Genomic DNA, 18,811 nt, shown 5'->3' with positions numbered 1-18,811 from the left:
TGGAACTCACCCCTGCTGATCTGTTTTATGGTGTTTTTTTAACGAGGGGGTACTTCGGCAGGGTCAGGGGAAGGACCGATCATCAGGCCCTGTCGCCGAAATGACCGTGTCTTTCCCCGCCTAGCCGCCCCGCAACCTCTGCATCAGATAGACCTCGGCCCCGTCGGGAATGGGTTCGGACAGACCCGCTGCAATGATCCTGCCATTGACGGCAATGGACACGCCCGCATCGATCGGCGCCTGCAATTGCGGATGGAGACGCACCAGTTCGCGCAGCAGCTCGCCGGTTGTCTCGGCCTCAACCTCGACCACCTCCTGACCCCCGGTCAGAGACCGGAGGCCGGACCAGAGATGGACCTCAACCATTGTCCTTGAGCGCGGCCAGAATGCGCGGCGGCGACATCGGCAGTTGCCGCATCCGCACGCCCGCCGCGTTCGAAACCGCATTCGCGATGGCCGCCAGCGGCGGCACGATGCCGGTTTCACCCACGCCGCGCACGCCGAACGGGTGGCCGGGGTTGGGCACTTCGACGATCACCGTGTCGATCATCGGCAGGTCGCTGGCCACCGGAATACGATAGTCGAGGAACACCGGGTTCTGCAGCCGGCCATCCTCGCCATAGATGTATTCCTCGTTCAGCGCCCAGCCGATGCCCTGCGCCGCGCCGCCCTGGTACTGGCCCTCGACATAGGCGGGGTGGATCGCCTTGCCCGCGTCCTGGATGACCGTGTAGCGGGTGATCGAGGTCTTGCCGGTTTCGGGATCGACCTCGGCATCGACGATATGGGTGCCGAACGACACGCCTGCGCCTTCGGGGGTCGCCTCGAAATGGCCCGAGATCGGGCCGCCGGTGCGCCCCATGTCAGCGGTGATCTCGGCCAGCGGCAGCGGGTCGAAGTCGCCCGCGTTGGGGCCGGATGGCACCGCGCAGCCGTTTTCCCATTTCACCGCGTCCACGGGGATGCCCCATTTGGCCGCCGCGCGTTCGCACAGTTTCTCGACCGCGTGCTGCGCCGCCTTTATCGTGGCCAGACCGCTGGCATAGGTCACGCGCGAGCCGTGGCTGACGTCGTTGTAACCCAGCGTGGCGGTGTCGGCGATGGTCACGCGGATGTTCTCGTACGGGATGCCCAGCACTTCGGCCGCCATCAGCGCCATCGACGCGCGCGAGCCGCCGATATCGGGCGTACCGACCATCAGCTGCGCCGAGCCGTCTTCGGACAGGGCCAGCGACACCGACGTCTCGCCGCCGTGGTTGAACCAAAACCCGCAGGCGATGCCGCGCCCCTGACCCGGCTTCAGCGGCGCGGAATAATGCGGGTGGGCCTTGGCGGCCTCGAGCGTCTCGACCAGGCCGATCCGGTCATAGGTGGGGCCATAGCTGGCCTTGGTGCCCTCGCGCGCGGCGTTCTTCAGGCGCACATCGACCGGGTCGAGACCCAGTTTCTTGCACAGCTCGTCGATGACCGATTCTACCGCAAACGCCCCCATCGGCGCGCCCGGCGCGCGATAGGCGGCCTGTTTCGGGCGGTTGGACATGACGTCATACCCCACCTGCCGCACGTTGGTCAGGTTGTAGGGGGCAAAGGCGCACATCGCGGTCATGTCGCCTGGCGCGCCCGGAAAGGCACCGCCTTGCAGACGGAACACGCCTTGGGCGGCAGTAATGGTGCCATCCTTTTTCATGCCGATCTTGACGTCCATCGAGGCCGAGGCAGTCGGCCCCGTGGCCCTCAGAACCTCGGACCGGGACATCACGATCTTGACCGGACGGTTGGCCTTGCGCGACAGCGCCAGCGCCACCGGTTCGATGAATACGGTGGTCTTGCCGCCGAACCCGCCGCCGATTTCCGATGCGGTCACGCGCAGCTGCGCGGTTTCGATCCCCAGCAGCGCGGCACAGGTCTTCTGCACGATCCAGTGGCCCTGCGTACAGCACCACAGCTCGCCCTTGCCGTCAGCGCCCAGCGAGGCAAGGCAGGCGTGCGGTTCGATATAGCCCTGGTGGGTGGCCTCGGTGACGAACTGATCCTCGATCACCAGATCGGCCTCGGCAAAGCCCGCCTCAACATCGCCGTGACCGCTTTCGTGATAGCGCACGACGTTGGGATGCATGCCCTCGGGCACCGAATAATCGGCCGCGCCTTCGCGGATCACCGGTGCGTCGGGCGCCATAGCCTTGTCCACGTCGGTGACATGGGGCAGCACCTCGTATTCGACCTCGATCAGCTTGAGCGCATCCCGCGCCGCCAGCGCCGAACTGGCCGCAACCGCCGCCACGGCATGCCCGTCATAGAGCGCCTTTTCCCCGGCCATGACGTTTTCCAGAACGTTCCAGAATTCGCCCTCAAGCCCCGGCTTGAACGGGACATCGGCGAAATCGGCGCGGGTGACCACGGCCTTCACGTCCCGATGCGCCTCGGCCTTCGAGGTGTCGATCCGGACGATCCGCGCATGGGCGTGGGGCGAGCGCAGGATGGCGCCGAACAGCATGCCCGGCGCGGTCACGTCGGCCCCGAACCGGGCGCGGCCCGTGACCTTGTCCAGCCCGTCGGGGCGGTTCGGGCGGGTGCCCACGAAGGTGAAGTGCGACTTGCGATCGTCGAGTGCCATTACGAAGCCTCCCGCAGCTCGGCGGCCGTGTCCAGAACGGCGCGGATGATCTTGTCATAACCCGTGCAGCGGCACAGGTTGCCGGCCAGCCAATAGCGGGCCTCTTCCTCGGTCGGGTCGGGGTTCTTTTCCAGCAGCGCCTTGGCGGCGACCAGAACGCCCGGCGTGCAGACCCCGCATTGCAGCGCGGCATGTTCGATGAACTTGCGCTGCAGCGGGTGCAGGGTTTCGCCCTCGGCCATGCCTTCGATGGTTTCGATTTGCTTGCCTTCGGCCTCGACCCCCAGCACGAGGCAGGAACAGACCAGCCGCCCGTCCAGCGTGACCGAGCAGGCCCCGCAATCGCCGGTGCCGCAGCCTTCCTTGGCGCCGGTCAGGTTCAACTTGTCGCGCAGACAGTCCAGTAGGGTTTCGCGCGCGTCGCACAGGTATTCGACCGTGTCGCCGTTGACGGTGGTGGTGACGTGATGCTTGGTCATGCGGTTTCTCCCTTGGCGCGGGCATAGGCGATTTTCGCGGCGCGTTTTGCCAGAACGCCGGCCACTTCGGTGCGGAATTCGATCGTGCCGCGTTTGTCGTCGATGGGTTTGCAGGCGGCCGAGGCGGCGGCGGCCAGCGCCGCCAACGCGGCATCATCCAGCGTGGTGCCGATCAGCGCCCGGGCGCAGTCTTCGACAAGCAGGACGGTAGGCGCCACGGCGCCCAGCGCAACACGGGCCTCGGTGATGGTGTCGCCATCGATGCGCAGGTTCACGCCCACTCCGACCACGGCGATGTCCATCTCGGTGCGCGGAATGAAGCGCAGATAGGCGTCACCGCCGTTCTCGCCCCGCGCCGGGATGTGCAGGGCCGAGATCAGTTCGCCCTGCGCCAGCGAGGTCTTGCCGGGGCCGGTCGGGATGTCCTCGACCGCCACGACCCGATCGCCCGCGGGGCCGGTCACCGTCACGCTCGCCCCCGCAGCAACCATGGCCGGAACGGAATCGGCGGCGGGCGAGCCATTGCACAGGTTGCCAACCGGCGTGGCACGGCCCTGAATCTGGGTCGAGCCGATCAGGTCCATCGCCTCGACCACACCAGGCCACTCTCGGCCCAGTTGGGGGTGTTCGTTCATCTCGGCACCGGTGACGGCCACGCCCAGCGTCCAACTTCCGTCGGCGTGGCGGGTGATGTCGCGCACCCCGTCGATGGTCTTGATGTCGATCAGGGTGTCGGGGGTCACGATCTCGGACCGCAGTTGCACCAAGACGTCGGTGCCGCCGGCCAGAAACCGCGTGATGCCCGTTGCATGGGCAGCCAGATCCGAAGCTTCGGCAAAGCTGGCGGGGCGGTGATATTGCATGATTGTACCTCGCGCCTGTTGGTCAGGGTTCACTGGGTTTGGGGCGACGTTAGAGCAGCCGCGCGGCGGCGTCCATGGCCCGCGCGACCTATTTTTTTGCCTGCAAATGTCGCTTTCCGACCGGGGTCAGAGGTCGATCTCGACCACCCCGCCCGGCTCGGCCGCGCGGCTCTGGCACAGAATCAGCGCCGATTCCCGCTGCTTGTTCGACAGGACGAAATCGCGATGCTCGACCTCGCCCCCGATCAGCCCGCATTTGCACACGCCGCAGATGCCGTCGGCGCATTTCACGTCGACATGGATGCCGGCCTCGTTCAGCACCTGCGCCGCGTCCTTGTCGGCGGGCACCTCAAGGTCACGCCCTGACCGTGCCAACCGCAGGGTGAACGGGTGGTTTTCATATTCGGGCTGCTCGGGCACCGAGAAATACTCCAGATGCCGGGCCACCTCGGGCCAGCCCTGACGTTCGGCAGCCTGCATCACCGCCTCCATGTACCGGTCGGGACCGCAGGTATAGACATGCCAGCCGTCGCGATAGCCCGCCAGGATCGAGTCCAGATCGGCGCGGGTGCCTTCGTCCGAGACATGCAGATGCACGTGGTCCGCCCAGGGCGCGGCGGCCAGATCGGCCAGATACCCGGCCTTTTCCCGTGAGGGGACGGAATAGTGCAGATCGAAATCGCGCCCCAGCGCGTGCAGGCGATGGGCGAAGGCGATCATTGGGGTAATCCCGATGCCGCCGCCCATCAGCAGGGTGCGGGTGGCGGTTTCGTCCAGTTCGAAATGGTTGATCGGTTTTGACACGAACACCTTGCGGCCCGGCGTGAAGATCCGGTGCAGCAGGGCCGATCCGCCGCGGCCTTCATTCTCGCGCAGCACGCCGATCTGGTATTTCGACCGGTCCGCGGGGTCGCCCGACATAGAATACTGGCGCAGGAACTCGGGGGCCACCAGCACGTCCAGATGCGCGCCCGCCGTCCATTCCGGCAGAGGCGCGCCATCCGGGGCCGAGAACTCGTATTTGCTGACATACGGCGTCATCTTCTCGACCTTGGTCACCTCGACCCGCATGACCGGGGCGTCGCCGGCAATCGTGTAGCGATGCACCACCGACGTATCCCCGGCGGCCAGACGGGCCTTGTATTCCCCGACCGTGACCATGGCCTGATAGGCGGCGATCCCGGCCTCGCGATCCATCGCAAAGGGATAGGGCCAGGGATGCGGCGCAAGCGGGGCGGGATAGACGGCCAGCGTCTGGTCCTCGTATTTCAGGTCCAGATCCTTTTGCAGATCGCGTCGGTTCAGCGGGTGTTTCGTGGGGCGATAAGCCCCGTCGGACTGAAGCTCCAGATCCCACCACCACTTCTTGGTGTCGTTCAGCCCGCCATTGCCCAGCGCGTCATCCAGCCGTGCCAGCGCGGGCGCTGCAGCGGGGATGTTCATCGCGGCCCAGCGGAAGGGGCGTTCGGCAAAGATGCCTTCGAGGTTCCACGGGCAGGTCTTCATGCAGCGCCCACACATCGCACCGCCGGGCGTGGTGATCCGGTAGGTGGCGCATTTCTGGCTGTCGGATTTCCAGATCTCGTAGCCGTTGAACATCAGCTTGGGCCCAGCGGTGATCGCCCCCGAGGGGCATTCGCGAGCGCACTTGTTGCAGCTCTCGCAGAATCGCTGCAGGCCGAAGTCGATGGGCTTGTCATGCGCCATCGGCATGTCGGTCGTCACGACGCCCGACTTGAGGCGCGGGCCCAGATAGGGGTTCAGGATCACCTCGCCGATGCGGCTGACCTCGCCCAGCCCCGACAGCAGCAACAGCGGCGGCTGCAGCACCTCGCCATCCATCACCGTATGCGCCTTGGCCTTGTAGCCCAGGTTGCGGATCTGCTGGGCGATCACACCGCCCAGAAGCGAGAACCGCAGATAGGCGCGCATCGACTGGGCGACGCTGATCCAGTCATCGCCCGAGGCGCCCTCCATCGTCTCATAGCCCTGGTCGATGATCATGCTGACGGCCTGATCGTGGGGCGGCACGATTTCCTCGCCGGTGGCGTCGTGGGAATACCACGCCCAATCGGGGCACCGGCTGAGGCCCACGGCATCGACGCCAAGGAAATAGCTGGCCGCCTTCAGGTTGGCGGCGTTGCGATCTGCGTCATTGGGTTTGGGGCCATCGGCGCTGTCGCCGTCCTGCAGCAGGACGAACGCCCCCAGCGCACGCCTTTGCGCAAAGCTGGGCGCGGATTTTCGGACGTAATGCCCGCCTTTGGCCGCATCCTGCAGCGGTGTGCCCATATCGCCGAACTGCGCCCGCGCGAACATATCGGCGCGTTTGGGCACGCGGGCCACGTTTGCCTCGTCGATATAGGTGGTCGGGCTGTCCACGCGTTTGAGCGTTTCGAACGGGTGCGCGCCATCGGCATAGCGGCGGCGGGCGAAAGGGTCGCGGTTCAGCGCGTTTTTGGCAAAGCCAGCGCCCAGCCACCACGCGGGGCCTTGGGTTCTGAACCACGGCTGCCGGTCGCGCGGGGCCAGCGGGCGATCATGGGCGATTTCCATCTCGGTGGTCACAGCGGCCAGGCCAAACCGATGCCCCAGCCAAGGGGCCACGGCGGTGCCACCCTCGGCCCAGACCAACCCGGCTGCGGCGGCAAGGCGCGGCAGGTCCACGTCCGAGGACATCACCGAATGCGCCCGCGCGTCATACCCCAACAGACGGATGTAATTGGCGATCACCACCGCGTTTTCGGTGGCCAGCAGGCAGGCGCGGTGGTCCTGCGCATCCAAGATCCATTCGGCACCAGGCTCGGCCGGGTCCGGGTCGCGGTGATGTTCGTACAGGAACACGATCGCATGGCGATGGGCGGTGATTGGCCCGGGCTGGGCTGCCACGCTGTCGCGCAGGTCGGCCATGATCATGTCAATCCCCGAGGCCAGGGTCTTCGTCTGCCGGGTCTGCAGCGCATGGGCCAGCCGGTCGATATCGGGATTGCGCCGGGGCCGATCCAGCAGCGCCTGCGGCGGCAGAGGCCCGCAGCCCATCATCGAGGCATCGTTGAAATAACCGAATGCCTTCAGGTGGTTGGCGCGCTCGACCGGGTCATGGGGCATCTCGGCTCGGGCCGGATTGACGAAGCCATCTCGGATGGTGTCCAGCATCGCCTGAAACTCGCCCATCGCGTTGACGATGCTGTGGGGCTGCTCGGGGCGGTCAAAACTCAGCACCGACATCGGGGCCAGCGCCGACAGATCGGGCAGCGTATCCTGTCGCCGCAGCCGCTCGAGCGGATAAGGACCCATGTGAACGGGTCGGTTCTTGTCCGAGAAAAAGCGGATCCCCATCGCGTGCCTCCTGTTGCCAAGCTTCCCCTAGCGCGGCATGAACAGCAATACCATTCATGACAGATAATAAACGGTATGAAGAAAATCGATTTCATGGACCTAGACGGCAAGGTCCTGCGCACCTTCCTGACGATCCTCGAGGAAAACTCGGTCTCGAAGGCCGCTGACCGGCTGGGCGTCACGCAATCGGCCATCAGCCACACGCTGGCCAAGCTGCGGCAAGTGCTGGGTGACCCGCTGTTCATACGGTCGGGCCAGGGGCTGCGCGCGACCGAGCGGGCTCTGGCGCTGAAAGACCCGGTACAGCAGGTGCTGGACGGGATGCGCGCCCTGACCGACGAGCGGCCCTTTGACCCGCTGTCCGAAGAGATCACCGTCCAGATCGCCACCAACGACATGCCGCGCGAGCTGATCTTTCCGCAGTTGCTGCGCGGGGCGCGGGTTGATGGGGTGCGGCTGCGGCTGGGGTTCATGCCCTCGGGTGTGCCTGACCCGGAACTGCTGCGCAGCGACCGGTGCCAGCTGATGCTGACCCCACTGCCGCCGGACGGTCCCGACATCTTTCAGAAACTGCTGGTGAGCAGCCGTTTGATGGTGTTCTACGACGCCGAACGGCGCGACCCGCCCGCCGACTGGGCCGATTATTGCGCCTCGGACCATGTCGAGGTGCGGTTTCCCGATGGGCGCAACGCGCGGGCTGTGATGCGCGGCGTGGACCAGAGCCAGATCCGCCCGCCCACCGTGACTCTACCGCATTTCAACGCGATCCCGGCCTTCGTGAAGGGCACCGATCTGATCTCGACCGACACAGCGCTGATGAAACAAGGGCCTTTGGCGGCACTGGACTGTGCGCCCCTGCCCTTCGATTGTCAGCCGGTGTCGATCTACATGGTCTGGCATCAGCGGTTCGCCAACGATCCCGCCCATCGCTGGCTGCGGGGGCGGATCGCGGCGATTGCCGCCACGCTTCAGGCCTGAGCCCGCAGCCAGTCGCGCATCAGCGCCACAAGATCCGGCTGCCGAGGCTTGCACGGGGTGACGATATGGAACCCCAGACCGTCCAGCAACACCTGCGCCAGCGGTTGCACCAACCGCCCCGTCGTCAGCTCGGCGGCGACCAGTGGCGCATTGGCCAGCGCAAAGCCCTGCCCGGCCACGGCGGCGTCAATGGCCAGACTGGTCTGACTGAAATTCATCATCCTCGGGCGCCCCTGCACACCGGCGCGATCCAGAAACAGCGGCCAAAGGCCATGAGAATCGCTCAGCAGTACATGCGCCAGCAGGTCTTGCGCCGATGTCACCTGCGCGGCCAGGTCGGGGCTGCCGACCACGACGAATTCGGTAGGGAACAGCGGCTCGGCCACCAGGCCATCACCAAACGGTGCGCGGCCCTGCCGGACCGCGATATCCACCCCGTCCGTCTGAAAATCAGCCAGCCGCTCGCGCGCATCGACCTGCACTAAGACATCCGGATGCCGCGCGGTGAAATCACCCAGCCGCGGCACCAGCCATTTCGAGGCAAAGCTGGGCGTGACCGACAGGGTGATCTGGCGCTGGCCGGACAGATCATCGACCGCCTCTTCGATCAGACGGAAAGCGCGGCGCAGGGGCGCGTGGAACCGCCGTCCGGCCTCGGTCAGCCGCAGGCCGCGCGGCAGGCGGTCGAACAACGGAGTGCCCAGCCGCGCCTCGAGGCCCCGGACCTGCTGTGCCACTGCCCCTTGGGTGACACCCAGTTCCTGCGCCGCCAGCCTGAAGTTCAGGTGGCGGGCCGACGCCTCGAAGGCGCGCAGGGCGTTCAGCGGGGGAAGGGCAGCCATGGCGTCTACACAATAGATTTTCTACAGCCATAGGGCAGAAGAACTGATTGGTCAAACGGTCGGCCACGCTTCATCTTGGCGACAGATGGAAACGGAGAACGAAGATGACGGACAAAGTGGCTCTGATCACCGCCGGCGGCAGCGGCATGGGCGCGGATGCGGCGCGGCGGCTGGCGGCGGACGGGTTCAAGTTGGGCATCCTGTCCTCGTCCGGCAAGGGCGAGGCGCTGGCGGCTGAGCTGGGCGGCGTGGGGGTGACCGGCTCGAACCAGTCGAATGACGATCTGCAGCGGCTGGTGGATGCGGCGATGGCCCATTGGGGGCGGATCGACGTTCTGGTGAACTCGGCCGGGCACGGTCCCCGCGCGCCGGTTCTGGAGCTGACCGACGAGGACTGGCATCGCGGCATGGAGGTCTATTTCCTGAATGCCGTGCGCCCCACCCGGCTGGTGACCCCGATCATGCAGGCGCAGGACGGTGGGTCGATCATCAACATCTCGACCTTCGCGGCCTTCGAGCCCGACCCGGTCTTTCCGACCTCGGGCGTGTTCCGGGCCGGGTTGGCGGCGTTCACCAAGCTTTTCGCCGACAGGTACGCCGCCGAGAACATCCGCATGAACAACGTCCTGCCCGGCTTCATCGACAGCCTGCCGGAAAAGGAGGAGTTCAAGGCCAAGATCCCCATGGGCCGCTATGGGCGCAGCTATGACGAGATCGCCTCGGTCATCGCGTTCCTGGCCTCCGAAGGCGGCGGCTATATCACCGGGCAGAACATCCGGGTGGATGGCGGGATCACCCGCTCGGTCTGATCGGTCAGAACCGCGCCTTAACCAGATGCGTCAGCGTCGCGCCGGTTTCAAAAAAGGCGCGGCGTAGGCCTGTCCAGCTTTCGCTGTGCGCAGGCACCGGCGGCAGCGGCAGGCGGGCGGGGTCGCCCGACAGCAGGCTGTCGGCCATCATGCGGCCGAACACCGTGCCCGGCCCGATGCCGCGCCCGGAATAGCCATGCGCCGACAGCGCGTTCGGCCCGATCTGCACCAGCTTCGGGATATGGTCCGAGGTCATGGCGATACGCCCGTGCCAGCCGTCTTTCAGCGGTTGGTCGGCCAGCGCGGGGTATATCTGCGCCATTTTCCGCGTGATCCAACCGCGATGAGCAAAGCTGCCCGCATGGCCCAGATCGCCCATCGCCCCGATCACCAGCCGCCCGGCCCGATCCATGCGGAACGAGGTCATGATTAGCCCGGTATCCCAGCACCCCTCGCCCCCCGGCAGCAAAGTGGCGCGGGTGTCCTCGGGCAGCGGGTCGGTGGCGTATTGGAAGTAGTAGACCGGCACATAGTCCTGCCGGGTGTGGGACAGCCCCGCGTGATAGGCGTTGGTGGCCTGGATCAGCGCCTTGGCCCGCACCGAACCCTGCGGGGTGTCCAGATGCCAAGTATCACCATCGTGGCGCAGGGCCTGCACCGGGCTGTTGGCGTGGATCGCCGCCCCGGCCTGCTGCGCTGCGCGGGCGAGGCCCTGCACATAGGCCAGAGGCTGGATCGTCCCGGCGCGCGGGTCGAAAATGGCGCCGTGAAACGCCTCGCTGCCAGTGCGGCGGGCGGTCTCCTGCGCGGACAGCAGCTCGACCGGCGCACCATCGGCCGACAGTTGTTGGTGGCGGACCTGCAGGTCGCGCAGGCCTTTGGGCGAGTGGGCCAGGTGAAGGGTTCCGGCCTGCACCGGCTCGCAATCGATGGCGTGATCACAGATCAGGCGGAACACTTCGGCTGGGGCCTGCGCCAGCAGGGCGATCAGCCGGTCGCCCGCCGCGCGGCCCAGATGGCCCCGGATCTCGGCCGGGGGCAGCCACAGTCCGGCATTGGCAAGCCCGACATTGCGGCCCGACCCGCCATAGCCGATCCGGTGTGCCTCGAGCAGGCAGACCGACGCCCCCGCCTGCGCCGCCTGCAGCGCCGCCGAGCAGCCCGTATAGCCGCCGCCGATCACGGCGAGGTCCACCGTGGCAGACCCGGTCAGGGGCGGGGCGTCCACCCGCTCGCGGCTGGTCTTGGTCCAAAGGCTGGTTTCCGGGTCGGTGGTCATGGCGGGATGTCCTTGAATGCGCACGCAGATTTCCCGAGGGCTCAGCCGATGGCAAGAGGTCTTTGATCCTCGCGCCCCAGCGCGATCAGGAACGGGTCTTGCGCTTGCAGGGCCTGAAAGCTCTGCTTGTCGGACATGCCGCGCCAGTTGGCCAGCACCAGCGACTGCGCCACCGCGCCGCCCAGCGTGGCGCCGGGGCCGGTGACGATGAACAGGTCGGGCGCGAATTCGCGGGCCGCCGTCTGCGCCGCACGGGTGAAGTAGTAAGGCTCGGTCACCTGATGGCCCAGCGTGTAATCCCACAGCGCACCCGTGTCGGTTGCGCCGGGCCACCAGATCTTGCCGCGCCCGTCGATCATCGGCAGGTCCGGTTGAGTGAACAGCGTGGCGGGCAATTGGCGGCGACCCTCCTGCGCCACCGGGGCCTGAAGGCGCGTGTGAAAAGCCGCGTGGTTGGCCAGCCGCATCGGGAACCGCTCCTGCACCACGGGCTGCGCGGCCTCGAAGGCCTTGAGTCCGGCCTCGTTGCCCGCCAGCACCAGCATCCCACCCAGGTCGATCGACAGGGCGAGGTCATGTTCCGACAGAGAGTCGATGCGCGCCACCTCGGCCAAAAGCTCGGCCTTGCGGGCCGGGTCGTCGCGCCAGTCGTCGCCGGTGAAGGGATAGACCAGCTGCCCGCCGATCAGGTGAGTCTGCATCAGCGTTCCCATGGTGTTGACCACCCGGAAGCCGTTTTCGGGCGACAGCGCGCCAGCGGCGGCCAGCGCGATATACCAGCCCATCGAGTTGCCTGTGACGGCCACCACCTCGATATCCTCGGCCAGCGCCTGCGCGTCGGCCAGCGATGCGGCGTAGATCAGGGGCGAGGCCACGTCGCCGCGCGAAAATTTGCTGACCGAGAAGCGCGAAGCGCCGTCCAGCACGGTCACCGCCTCTTGTCCGCTCTCGGCGCGGATCGCGTCGAATTCGCGGAACAGCTCCATCCGGCGCGCGTGGTGGCGGTGCAGATAGCCCAGCTCGGGCTTGTTGTAGGTGCCCCGGCCGGGGCAGATCACGACGGCGGTACGGGTCATTTCTGGGCTCCGGTCAGGGTCAGGGCGGCGGCCACGATCCCCTCGCGCGAGGGCAGCGACGCGGCATAGGCGGGGCCGGTGGCGATGAAGCAATCCTCGGCCGCCACGCGGGCGGTGGGCAGGTCGGTCTGTTCGACAAACAGCGCCATCAGCGCCTCGGACTGGCTGCCGGTGCGGCGGCATTCATCGACGATCAGGACGTGCCTGCAGCCCCTGGTGGCCTCCAGCAGCGCCTGTTCGGGCAGCGGCGCCAGCCAGCGCATGTCGATGATGCGGGTCTTGAGGCCCGCCGCTGCCAGCTCGGGCAGCGCTTGTTTCGACAGGCAATGGCCGTTGCCGTAGGTCACGATCGCCAGATCGGTGCCGTCGCCATGAACACCCACCTCGCCCAGCGCGATCCGTTCGCCGGGCGCGGGATAGCGGGTCATCCACGCGCCGTCCTGCCCCTCGTGCAGGTCGCGCATCGGGTAGAGCGCGATGGGTTCCAGGAACACCACCACGCGCTGCTCCTCACGCGCAAGCCGCACGCATTCGCGCAGCATCCGCGCCGCATCGGCCCCGGTCGAGGGGCAGGCGATGATGACGCCCGGAATGTCGCGCAGAACCGCCAGCGAGTTGTCGTTGTGGAAATGCCCGCCAAAGCCCTTCTGGTATCCCAGCCCGGCGATCCGCACGACCATCGGGTTGGTGAACTGCCCCTTCGAGAAGAAGGGCAGCGTGGCGGCCTCGCCCCGGATCTGGTCCTCGGCATTGTGCAGATAGGCCAAGAACTGGATCTCGGGGATCGGGACGAAACCGTTGTGGGCCATGCCGATGGCGAGGCCGAGGATGGACTGTTCATCCAGCAGCGTGTCGATCACCCGGTCGGGGCCAAAGCGCTGCTGCAGCTTCTGCGTCACGCCATAGACGCCGCCCTTGCGGCCCACGTCCTCGCCCATGCAGACGATCTCGCCATGTTCCAGCATCAGGTCGGTCAGCGCCCAGTTGATCAGGCGCGCCATCGGCTGCGGGTCGTCCATCGCGCGCAGGTCGCTGCCGAAGGCGGCGGCGCGGGCCTCGGCGCTGGGGCCGTTGGTGGGCTTGCAGAGGCGCTTGGGTGGGATCAGGCTGGCCGCGACCTCGGCGGCGGTAGCCAGATGCGGGCGGGTGGCGGCCTCGGCCGCGATGCGATCGGTGCGGGCGCAGGTCTGCTCATAGATCTTCAGCGCCTGTTCGGGCGACAGCGCCCCGGCCTGATCCAACAGGCGCACCGAATGCAGCAGCGGATCATTGGCCTCGTCGGCCTCGACCTCGGCACGGCTGAGATAGGTGGTGGGCACATCCGCCCCCGCATGACCATACAGGCGCACGGTTTTCAGGTGCAGGAAGGCCGGTTTGCGCCGGGTGCGGACGTATTCGGCCGCCTGCTGCGCCACCGCGAAGGTTTCATAGATGTCCAGCCCGTTGGCCTGAAAATACTTAATGCCCGGTCGATGCTCCATTGAGGCCTGAATCCAGCCCTTGGGCGTCTTGACCGAGATGCCGATGCCGTTGTCCTCGCAGACAAAGAGCAGCGGCAGCGGGATCGACTGGACACTGGTCCAACCGGCGGTGTTGATCGCCCCCTGTGCAGTGGAATGGTTCGCGGACGCATCCCCGAAGGAACACATGGCGATGCCGTCCTCGGGCAGTTGCCGGTGTTCGGGGTCGTGACGCCGCGCCGCGCCCAAGCTATAGGCCGCGCCCACCGCCTTGGGCAGGTGGCTGGCGATGGTCGAGGTCTGCGGCGGGATCATCAGCGCCTTGGAGCCCAGCACCTTGTGCCGCCCGCCCGAGGTCGGATCTTCTTTGGAACACGCGAAACTCAACATCATGTCCCAGGCGATCTGCTGGCCGGGCACCTGCTCGGCCCGTGCGATCTGAAAGGCGGCGTCGCGATAGTGCAAAAAGGCGATATCGGTCGGGCGCAGGGCGTGAGCCACGGCGGCCATACCTTCATGCCCCGAGGATCCGATGGTGTAGAACCCCTGCCCCGCCTTCTGCATCGCCCGGCTGGTGCGGTCCAGCGCACGGCTGAGCACCTGCGCGCGGAACAGCCACACAGCCTCGGGCGCGCTGAGACCTGGGCGCGGCGGCGCACCCGCAGGCAGGTCGCGATTGGCGACGCGGGTCAGGAAGTTTTCGTGAACGATCTGGGCGCGATCCATCTGATTCCCCCGGTCAGGTCAGAGTTTGGCCGTGGCGTCCGAGATCCGGCGCAGGCCTTGGGTCAGGCTATCGGTGTCATAGGCAAAGGAAAGCCGAAAATGCCCCGGCATGCCGAAGGCCCGCCCCGGTACCACCGCGACGCCCGCGTGATCCAGCAGGTTACGGCAGAACTCGGGGTCCGAGGGCATCGCAGCGGGCGTCTGCGGAAAGACGTAGAAGGCGCCGTCGGGCACCGGGCAGTCCAATCCGGCGGCGTTCAGGCCCGCCACGACCAGATCGCGACGCGTGCGCATGGCCTCGCGGCGTTCGGCCAGCAGGTCCTGCGGGCCGGTCAGCGCGGCCAGAGCTGCCGCCTGCGCGATGGAACAGGCGCCCGAGGTGATCTGCCCCTGCACCGCCGCCATCGCCTTGATAAGCGGCGCGGGGCCGATGCCCCAACCGATGCGCCAGCCGGTCATCGAATAGGCCTTGGACACACCGTTTACCGTCAGTGTGCGGTCTGCCAGCGCCGGAACCGCCTGAACGAAGGGCATGAAGGGAACGTAGGCAAGGTGCTGATAGATCTCGTCCGAGATCACCCAGACCTGCGGGTGCAGCTCCAACACTGCGCCCAGCGCCTGCAATTCGGCCTCGGTGTAAACCGCCCCGGTCGGGTTCGAGGGCGTGTTCAGCAGCAGCCAGCGGGTGCGCGGGCTGATCGCGGCCTCGAGCTGTTCGGGGGTCAGCTTGAAACCCTGTTCACGCGGGCAGTCCAGCACCACCGGAGTGCCGCCCGCCAGTTTCACCATGTCGGCATAGCTGGTCCAGAAAGGCGCGGTGGTGATGACCTCATCACCCGGATCGAGCGTCGCGAGGAACGCGCCCGCAATCACCTGCTTGGCCCCGGTCGAGACGATGACCTGCGCCGGCTCGACCCCGGCCTGTTCCGCGACGGCGGTACGCAGGGCCGGGGTTCCGGCGGTGGCGGGATATCGAGTCTGACCGTCCAGCGCCGCCTTGTGGGCGGCCTCGACCACGTGCGGCGGCGTGGGAAAGTCGGGCTCGCCGGTGCTGAGCGCGATCACGTCCACGCCCTGCGCCCGCAACTGCGCGGCCCGTTCCGAGATCTGGACGATCTCGGACAATTCGATCCCGTCGAGTCGCCCCGCCCGGCGAAATCCGCTCAAACTGTTCTGAATAGTCATGACATTACCAACGCTCTCTGGCCGCTTTCTCGCCCTTTTCGCTCTGGAACAGGGAAAACACTAGTGATATTCCCTCCACAAAACATGAGGAAAAGTCATATGATCGCACCCCGCCGCTTCCTGCCCTCGATCTCGTCTCTGCTGGCGCTCGAAGCCGTGGACCGGCTGGGCAGCGCGTCAGCCGCGGCCGAGGAACTGTCACTGACCCAAAGCGCCATCAGCCGCCAGCTGAAGGTGATGGAAGAGCAACTGGGCGTTTCGCTGATCCAGCGGACGCAGATGCGCCTGCAACTGACGCCGGCCGCCAAAGAATACGTGGAAACCGCCCGCTCGGCGCTGCATCAGCTGGCGCAGGCCTCGCTGAAGCTCAAGGCGAACCCGACCGGTGGGTCGCTGAACCTGTCGATCCTGCCCGCCTTCGGGATGCACTGGCTGGCGCCGCGCCTGCAGGATTTCGCGCGCCGCCATCCGGAAGTGACGGTGAACCTGAGCACGCGGCTGGAGCCGTTCGACTTTGCCGCCGAACCCTTCGACGCGGCGATCCATTTCGGTGAACGCAACTGGGCCGGGGTGAACTACCTGCGGATCATGCGCGAAGAGGTGCTGCCGGTCTGCGCGCCGGGGCTGGCACAAGAGGCGACGGACAGCCCCGACTGGCTGTTGAGCGCACCGCTTCTGCATCTCGACACCCGGCCCGACGCCTGGGAGCGGTGGTTCGCGGCCGAGGGTATCGCGGCGCAAGGGTTGCGCGGGATGCTGTTCGACCAGTTCTCGACCATGATCCAGGCGACCATTCACGGACTGGGCGTCGCCTTGCTGCCCAGCTACCTGATCTCGACCGAACTGGAAGCCGGCCGGTTGGTTCCGGCCTGCCCCGCCCCACCGGTCAGCTTGGGCGACTACTACCTTGTCTGGCCACAGGATCGATCGGAACCGGCCCCGCTTGTCTCGTTCCGCGCGTGGCTGGAGAGACAATTGGCGGCGCAACCCGAATGAGCCCATCAGGGCTCAGAATTTGCCATTGTCGTTCTTCCATTCACTCTTCGGCGCGATCTTTTCGGTCGTGTCCCAATGTTCGACGATCTTGCCGCCCGCGACGCGGAACAGATCGTAAAAGGCGCTGGGAACGCCATCGAATTCGCCCTCGCACTGGGTCAGAACGAAATCCCCCTGCGCCAACAAGCGATGCAGCTGGTGATAGTCGATCCGCCGCCGGCCCGCACGGCCTTCGGTCAGCGCCGCTCGCAACAGGGTGACGTCGTCGCTCAGTCGCGGATTGTGTTCGGTAAAGCTCTCAGTCTCCAGATACGCCTGCAATCCGCCAAGATCGCCGCCCACCAGAACGCATTCGACAAAGGCACGGACAAAAGCACGGTTGTCTTCGGTCCGATCAAGGTCACTCGCCTCGGTGGGCCCGTCCACCATGGAATGGCCCGACAGGTTAGGCCCTTGTCGCGGCTGGATGTTGTCCCAATGCTCGACCGCGCGACCATCTTCAAAGCGGAACAGCTCGAACCCGATATTGCGGCGCGAGAAATCGTATTCGGTATGGGCGAACACGAAGTCCCCATCCTCGAAGGCCCGCACGACATTGACCCGCGGAGAGGTTCGGGACAGGCGCTGAAACAACACGGCCAGCCCCTCGCTGCCCTCGTGGGTCTGTGGGTTGTGCTGGATGTATTTCGCTTCGTTGACCACCGAAACCGGCGCCGGGTCGCCGGTTTCAATACTTTTCAGCAACGCGCGGATCCGGTCCTTGTTCGATGCGGTCATGGGCCCTCCTGCCGGGTGGCGGTCATGCCACACCGATCAGTCTGGCAGACCACCGGACATCCGGCAATGGGGCGGACGGACAGTGCCTCAGCCGCGGCCGAGCATCGCTCGGGCGCGGCCGGGCCCAACCGGAGGAGGCGGCCCGCCAGGGCCGTAGACGACGGGCGGGAGCGCCCTATCAGACGTCGATCGAGCGGGCGATGAGTTCCTTCATCACCTCGTTGGTGCCACCATAGATCATCTGCACCCGCGCATCCGCATAAAGCCGCGCGATCGGGTATTCCATCATGAAGCCATAGCCGCCGAACAGCTGCAGGCATTCATGCATGATCTCGTTTTGCACCTCAGACCCCCAGTATTTCACCATCGAGGCGGTGGCCGCATCCAGTTGGCCGGCCTCCAGCTTGGCGATGCAGTCATTGACAAAGCTGCGCAGCACCTCGGCCTTGGTCTTGCACTCGGCCAGCTTGAAGCGGGTGTTCTGGAAGTCCATCACGCGCTGGCCGAACGCCTTGCGCTCTTGGGTGTATTTGACCGTTTCAGCGATGGCGAAGTCGATCGCGCCCAGCGCCATGATACCGATGGTCAAACGTTCCCACGGCAGCTGCTTCATCAGCTGATAGAAACCCTGACCCTCCTCGGAGCCCAGAAGGTTGGTCATCGGCACCTTCACGTCCTCGAAGAACAGCTCAGCCGTGTCATTGGCCTTCATGCCCAGTTTCTTGAGGTTGCGCCCCCGGCGGAAGCCCTCGGCCCCCTCGGTCTCGACCGCGATCAGCGACACGCCCTTGGCGCCCAGCGACTTGTCAGTCTTGGCAGCCACGATGATCAGGTCCGCGGTCTGGCCGTTGGTGATGAAGATCTTGGACCCGTTCATCCGGTAGGAATTGCCATCCTTCTCGGCTGTGGTGCGGATCGCCTGCACGTCCGAGCCGGTGCCCGGTTCGGTCATGGCCAGCGCACCGACCATCTCGCCCGAGGCCAGCTTGGGCAGCCATTTGCGCTTTTGATCCTCGCTGCCATAGGCGGTGATGTAATGGGTCACGATCGACTGGATGCCATAGCCCCAGCCCGCATCCCCCCGCGAGGTCTGTTCATAGATCGTGACCGCATCAAAACCCATGCCGCCACCGACACCGCCGAATTCCTCGGGGATGGCCCCGGCCATCAGCCCAGTTTCCCCGGCCTTCCGCCAGAAGTCGCGATCGACGACGCCCTGCTCGGCCCAGGCCTCGATGTTGGGCACCAGTTCATCATCCATGAACCGCCCGGCCATTTCGGCAAACATGCGGTGTTCGTCAGTGACCCAGGAAGCGGTCGAGGTAAAAAGCGACATGATTGGTTCTCCGGAATTCTGCTGGCGAAAAGGGTAGCTTTCGCGGCCGATT

The 18,811-nt window shown here is 66.2% G+C and carries 15 protein-coding genes; 3 read left to right on the top strand and 12 right to left on the bottom strand.

The genetic code is table 11. From position 1 onward, the window contains the following. Positions 1 to 120 precede the first annotated feature (120 nt). From AC2FMM_RS00325 to AC2FMM_RS00305, 5 genes are all read right to left on the bottom strand, one after another. Positions 121 to 366 (bottom strand): MoaD/ThiS family protein, encoded by a 246-nt coding sequence (locus tag AC2FMM_RS00325; protein ID WP_496679068.1) that lies wholly within the window; start codon positions 364 to 366, stop codon positions 121 to 123. Next, positions 359 to 2,614 carry a xanthine dehydrogenase family protein molybdopterin-binding subunit gene (locus AC2FMM_RS00320; RefSeq protein ID WP_496795476.1) on the bottom strand — a complete coding sequence of 752 codons (2,256 nt, stop codon included), beginning with the start codon at positions 2,612 to 2,614 and terminating at the stop codon, positions 359 to 361. The genes AC2FMM_RS00325 and AC2FMM_RS00320 overlap by 8 nt, the downstream gene beginning before the upstream one ends. Continuing rightward, entirely contained in the window at positions 2,614 to 3,093 is a 480-nt protein-coding gene (locus AC2FMM_RS00315) for a (2Fe-2S)-binding protein (protein WP_170435415.1), read from the bottom strand. The genes AC2FMM_RS00320 and AC2FMM_RS00315 overlap by 1 nt, the downstream gene beginning before the upstream one ends. Beyond that, a complete protein-coding gene (locus tag AC2FMM_RS00310; RefSeq protein WP_496686772.1) occupies positions 3,090 to 3,956 on the bottom strand; it encodes an FAD binding domain-containing protein in 867 nt (288 codons plus the stop codon). The genes AC2FMM_RS00315 and AC2FMM_RS00310 overlap by 4 nt, the downstream gene beginning before the upstream one ends. Positions 3,957 to 4,082: 126 nt before the next feature. After that, the gene (locus AC2FMM_RS00305) at positions 4,083 to 7,295 is read right to left on the bottom strand and encodes a reductive dehalogenase (protein WP_496795475.1); all 3,213 of its coding nucleotides are present in this window, start codon (positions 7,293 to 7,295) and stop codon (positions 4,083 to 4,085) included. Between the two features lie 75 nt (positions 7,296 to 7,370). On the opposite strand from AC2FMM_RS00305, the gene AC2FMM_RS00300 reads away from it, so the two are divergent. Next, positions 7,371 to 8,273: a LysR family transcriptional regulator gene (locus AC2FMM_RS00300; RefSeq protein WP_496795474.1), complete on the top strand. Its 903-nt coding sequence runs from the start codon at positions 7,371 to 7,373 to the stop codon at positions 8,271 to 8,273. Here AC2FMM_RS00300 and AC2FMM_RS00295 read toward each other — a convergent pair. Then, positions 8,264 to 9,115, bottom strand: coding sequence for a LysR substrate-binding domain-containing protein (locus tag AC2FMM_RS00295; RefSeq protein ID WP_496795473.1), 852 nt, complete (start codon positions 9,113 to 9,115; stop codon positions 8,264 to 8,266). The genes AC2FMM_RS00300 and AC2FMM_RS00295 overlap by 10 nt on opposite strands. 104 nt (positions 9,116 to 9,219) lie before the next feature. Between AC2FMM_RS00295 and AC2FMM_RS00290 the strand changes: the two genes are divergently transcribed. Further along, complete coding sequence (locus AC2FMM_RS00290) at positions 9,220 to 9,924, top strand: SDR family oxidoreductase (protein ID WP_496795472.1); 705 nt, start codon at positions 9,220 to 9,222, stop codon at positions 9,922 to 9,924. Positions 9,925 to 9,928: 4 nt separating this feature from the next. Here the strand turns inward: AC2FMM_RS00290 and AC2FMM_RS00285 are convergent, their stop codons facing one another. The 4 genes from AC2FMM_RS00285 to AC2FMM_RS00270 are packed head-to-tail and all read right to left on the bottom strand — an operon-like array spanning position 9,929 to position 15,650. Further along, positions 9,929 to 11,203, bottom strand: coding sequence for an NAD(P)/FAD-dependent oxidoreductase (locus tag AC2FMM_RS00285; RefSeq protein ID WP_496795471.1), 1,275 nt, complete (start codon positions 11,201 to 11,203; stop codon positions 9,929 to 9,931). 41 nt (positions 11,204 to 11,244) lie between these two features. Continuing rightward, the gene (locus tag AC2FMM_RS00280; protein WP_496795470.1) at positions 11,245 to 12,279 is read right to left on the bottom strand and encodes an ACP S-malonyltransferase; all 1,035 of its coding nucleotides are present in this window, start codon (positions 12,277 to 12,279) and stop codon (positions 11,245 to 11,247) included. Next, positions 12,276 to 14,465, bottom strand: a complete 2,190-nt coding sequence (locus AC2FMM_RS00275) for a dehydrogenase E1 component subunit alpha/beta (RefSeq protein ID WP_496795469.1) — start codon at positions 14,463 to 14,465, stop codon at positions 12,276 to 12,278. The genes AC2FMM_RS00280 and AC2FMM_RS00275 overlap by 4 nt, the downstream gene beginning before the upstream one ends. Positions 14,466 to 14,483: 18 nt before the next feature. Continuing rightward, on the bottom strand, positions 14,484 to 15,650 hold the full coding sequence (locus tag AC2FMM_RS00270) for a pyridoxal phosphate-dependent aminotransferase (RefSeq protein WP_496795468.1): 1,167 nt from the start codon (positions 15,648 to 15,650) through the stop codon (positions 14,484 to 14,486). A 99-nt stretch (positions 15,651 to 15,749) separates the two neighbouring features. Between AC2FMM_RS00270 and AC2FMM_RS00265 the strand changes: the two genes are divergently transcribed. Further along, entirely contained in the window at positions 15,750 to 16,646 is an 897-nt protein-coding gene (locus AC2FMM_RS00265; protein WP_496795467.1) for a LysR family transcriptional regulator, read from the top strand. A gap of 12 nt (positions 16,647 to 16,658) precedes the next feature. On the opposite strand, the gene AC2FMM_RS00260 is transcribed toward AC2FMM_RS00265, so the two are convergent. Together AC2FMM_RS00260 and AC2FMM_RS00255 are read right to left on the bottom strand one after the other, a co-directional pair. Continuing rightward, on the bottom strand, positions 16,659 to 17,423 hold the full coding sequence (locus AC2FMM_RS00260; protein WP_496795466.1) for a nuclear transport factor 2 family protein: 765 nt from the start codon (positions 17,421 to 17,423) through the stop codon (positions 16,659 to 16,661). A 178-nt stretch (positions 17,424 to 17,601) separates the two neighbouring features. Beyond that, the gene (locus tag AC2FMM_RS00255; RefSeq protein ID WP_496743160.1) at positions 17,602 to 18,759 is read right to left on the bottom strand and encodes an acyl-CoA dehydrogenase family protein; all 1,158 of its coding nucleotides are present in this window, start codon (positions 18,757 to 18,759) and stop codon (positions 17,602 to 17,604) included. Positions 18,760 to 18,811: the final 52 nt, after the last annotated feature.

It is taken from the genome of Ruegeria sp. BHSC043, from assembly GCF_059612985.1.
This window is presented reverse-complemented; position numbering and strand designations above follow the sequence as displayed.

Excerpts from the sequence above, each read along its gene's own strand:
- AC2FMM_RS00265 (WP_496795467.1), top strand. The coding sequence starts at position 15,750 with ATGATCGCACCCCGCCGCTTCCTGCCCTCGATCTCGTCTCTGCTGGCG.
- AC2FMM_RS00280 (WP_496795470.1), bottom strand. The coding sequence starts at position 12,279 with ATGACCCGTACCGCCGTCGTGATCTGCCCCGGCCGGGGCACCTACAAC.
- AC2FMM_RS00270 (WP_496795468.1), bottom strand. The coding sequence starts at position 15,650 with ATGACTATTCAGAACAGTTTGAGCGGATTTCGCCGGGCGGGGCGACTC.
- AC2FMM_RS00315 (WP_170435415.1), bottom strand. The coding sequence starts at position 3,093 with ATGACCAAGCATCACGTCACCACCACCGTCAACGGCGACACGGTCGAA.
- AC2FMM_RS00290 (WP_496795472.1), top strand. The coding sequence starts at position 9,220 with ATGACGGACAAAGTGGCTCTGATCACCGCCGGCGGCAGCGGCATGGGC.
- AC2FMM_RS00310 (WP_496686772.1), bottom strand. The coding sequence starts at position 3,956 with ATGCAATATCACCGCCCCGCCAGCTTTGCCGAAGCTTCGGATCTGGCT.
- AC2FMM_RS00295 (WP_496795473.1), bottom strand. The coding sequence starts at position 9,115 with ATGGCTGCCCTTCCCCCGCTGAACGCCCTGCGCGCCTTCGAGGCGTCG.
- AC2FMM_RS00300 (WP_496795474.1), top strand. The coding sequence starts at position 7,371 with ATGAAGAAAATCGATTTCATGGACCTAGACGGCAAGGTCCTGCGCACC.
- AC2FMM_RS00260 (WP_496795466.1), bottom strand. The coding sequence starts at position 17,423 with ATGACCGCATCGAACAAGGACCGGATCCGCGCGTTGCTGAAAAGTATT.
- AC2FMM_RS00305 (WP_496795475.1), bottom strand. The coding sequence starts at position 7,295 with ATGGGGATCCGCTTTTTCTCGGACAAGAACCGACCCGTTCACATGGGT.
- AC2FMM_RS00275 (WP_496795469.1), bottom strand. The coding sequence starts at position 14,465 with ATGGATCGCGCCCAGATCGTTCACGAAAACTTCCTGACCCGCGTCGCC.
- AC2FMM_RS00320 (WP_496795476.1), bottom strand. The coding sequence starts at position 2,614 with ATGGCACTCGACGATCGCAAGTCGCACTTCACCTTCGTGGGCACCCGC.
- AC2FMM_RS00285 (WP_496795471.1), bottom strand. The coding sequence starts at position 11,203 with ATGACCACCGACCCGGAAACCAGCCTTTGGACCAAGACCAGCCGCGAG.
- AC2FMM_RS00325 (WP_496679068.1), bottom strand. The coding sequence starts at position 366 with ATGGTTGAGGTCCATCTCTGGTCCGGCCTCCGGTCTCTGACCGGGGGT.
- AC2FMM_RS00255 (WP_496743160.1), bottom strand. The coding sequence starts at position 18,759 with ATGTCGCTTTTTACCTCGACCGCTTCCTGGGTCACTGACGAACACCGC.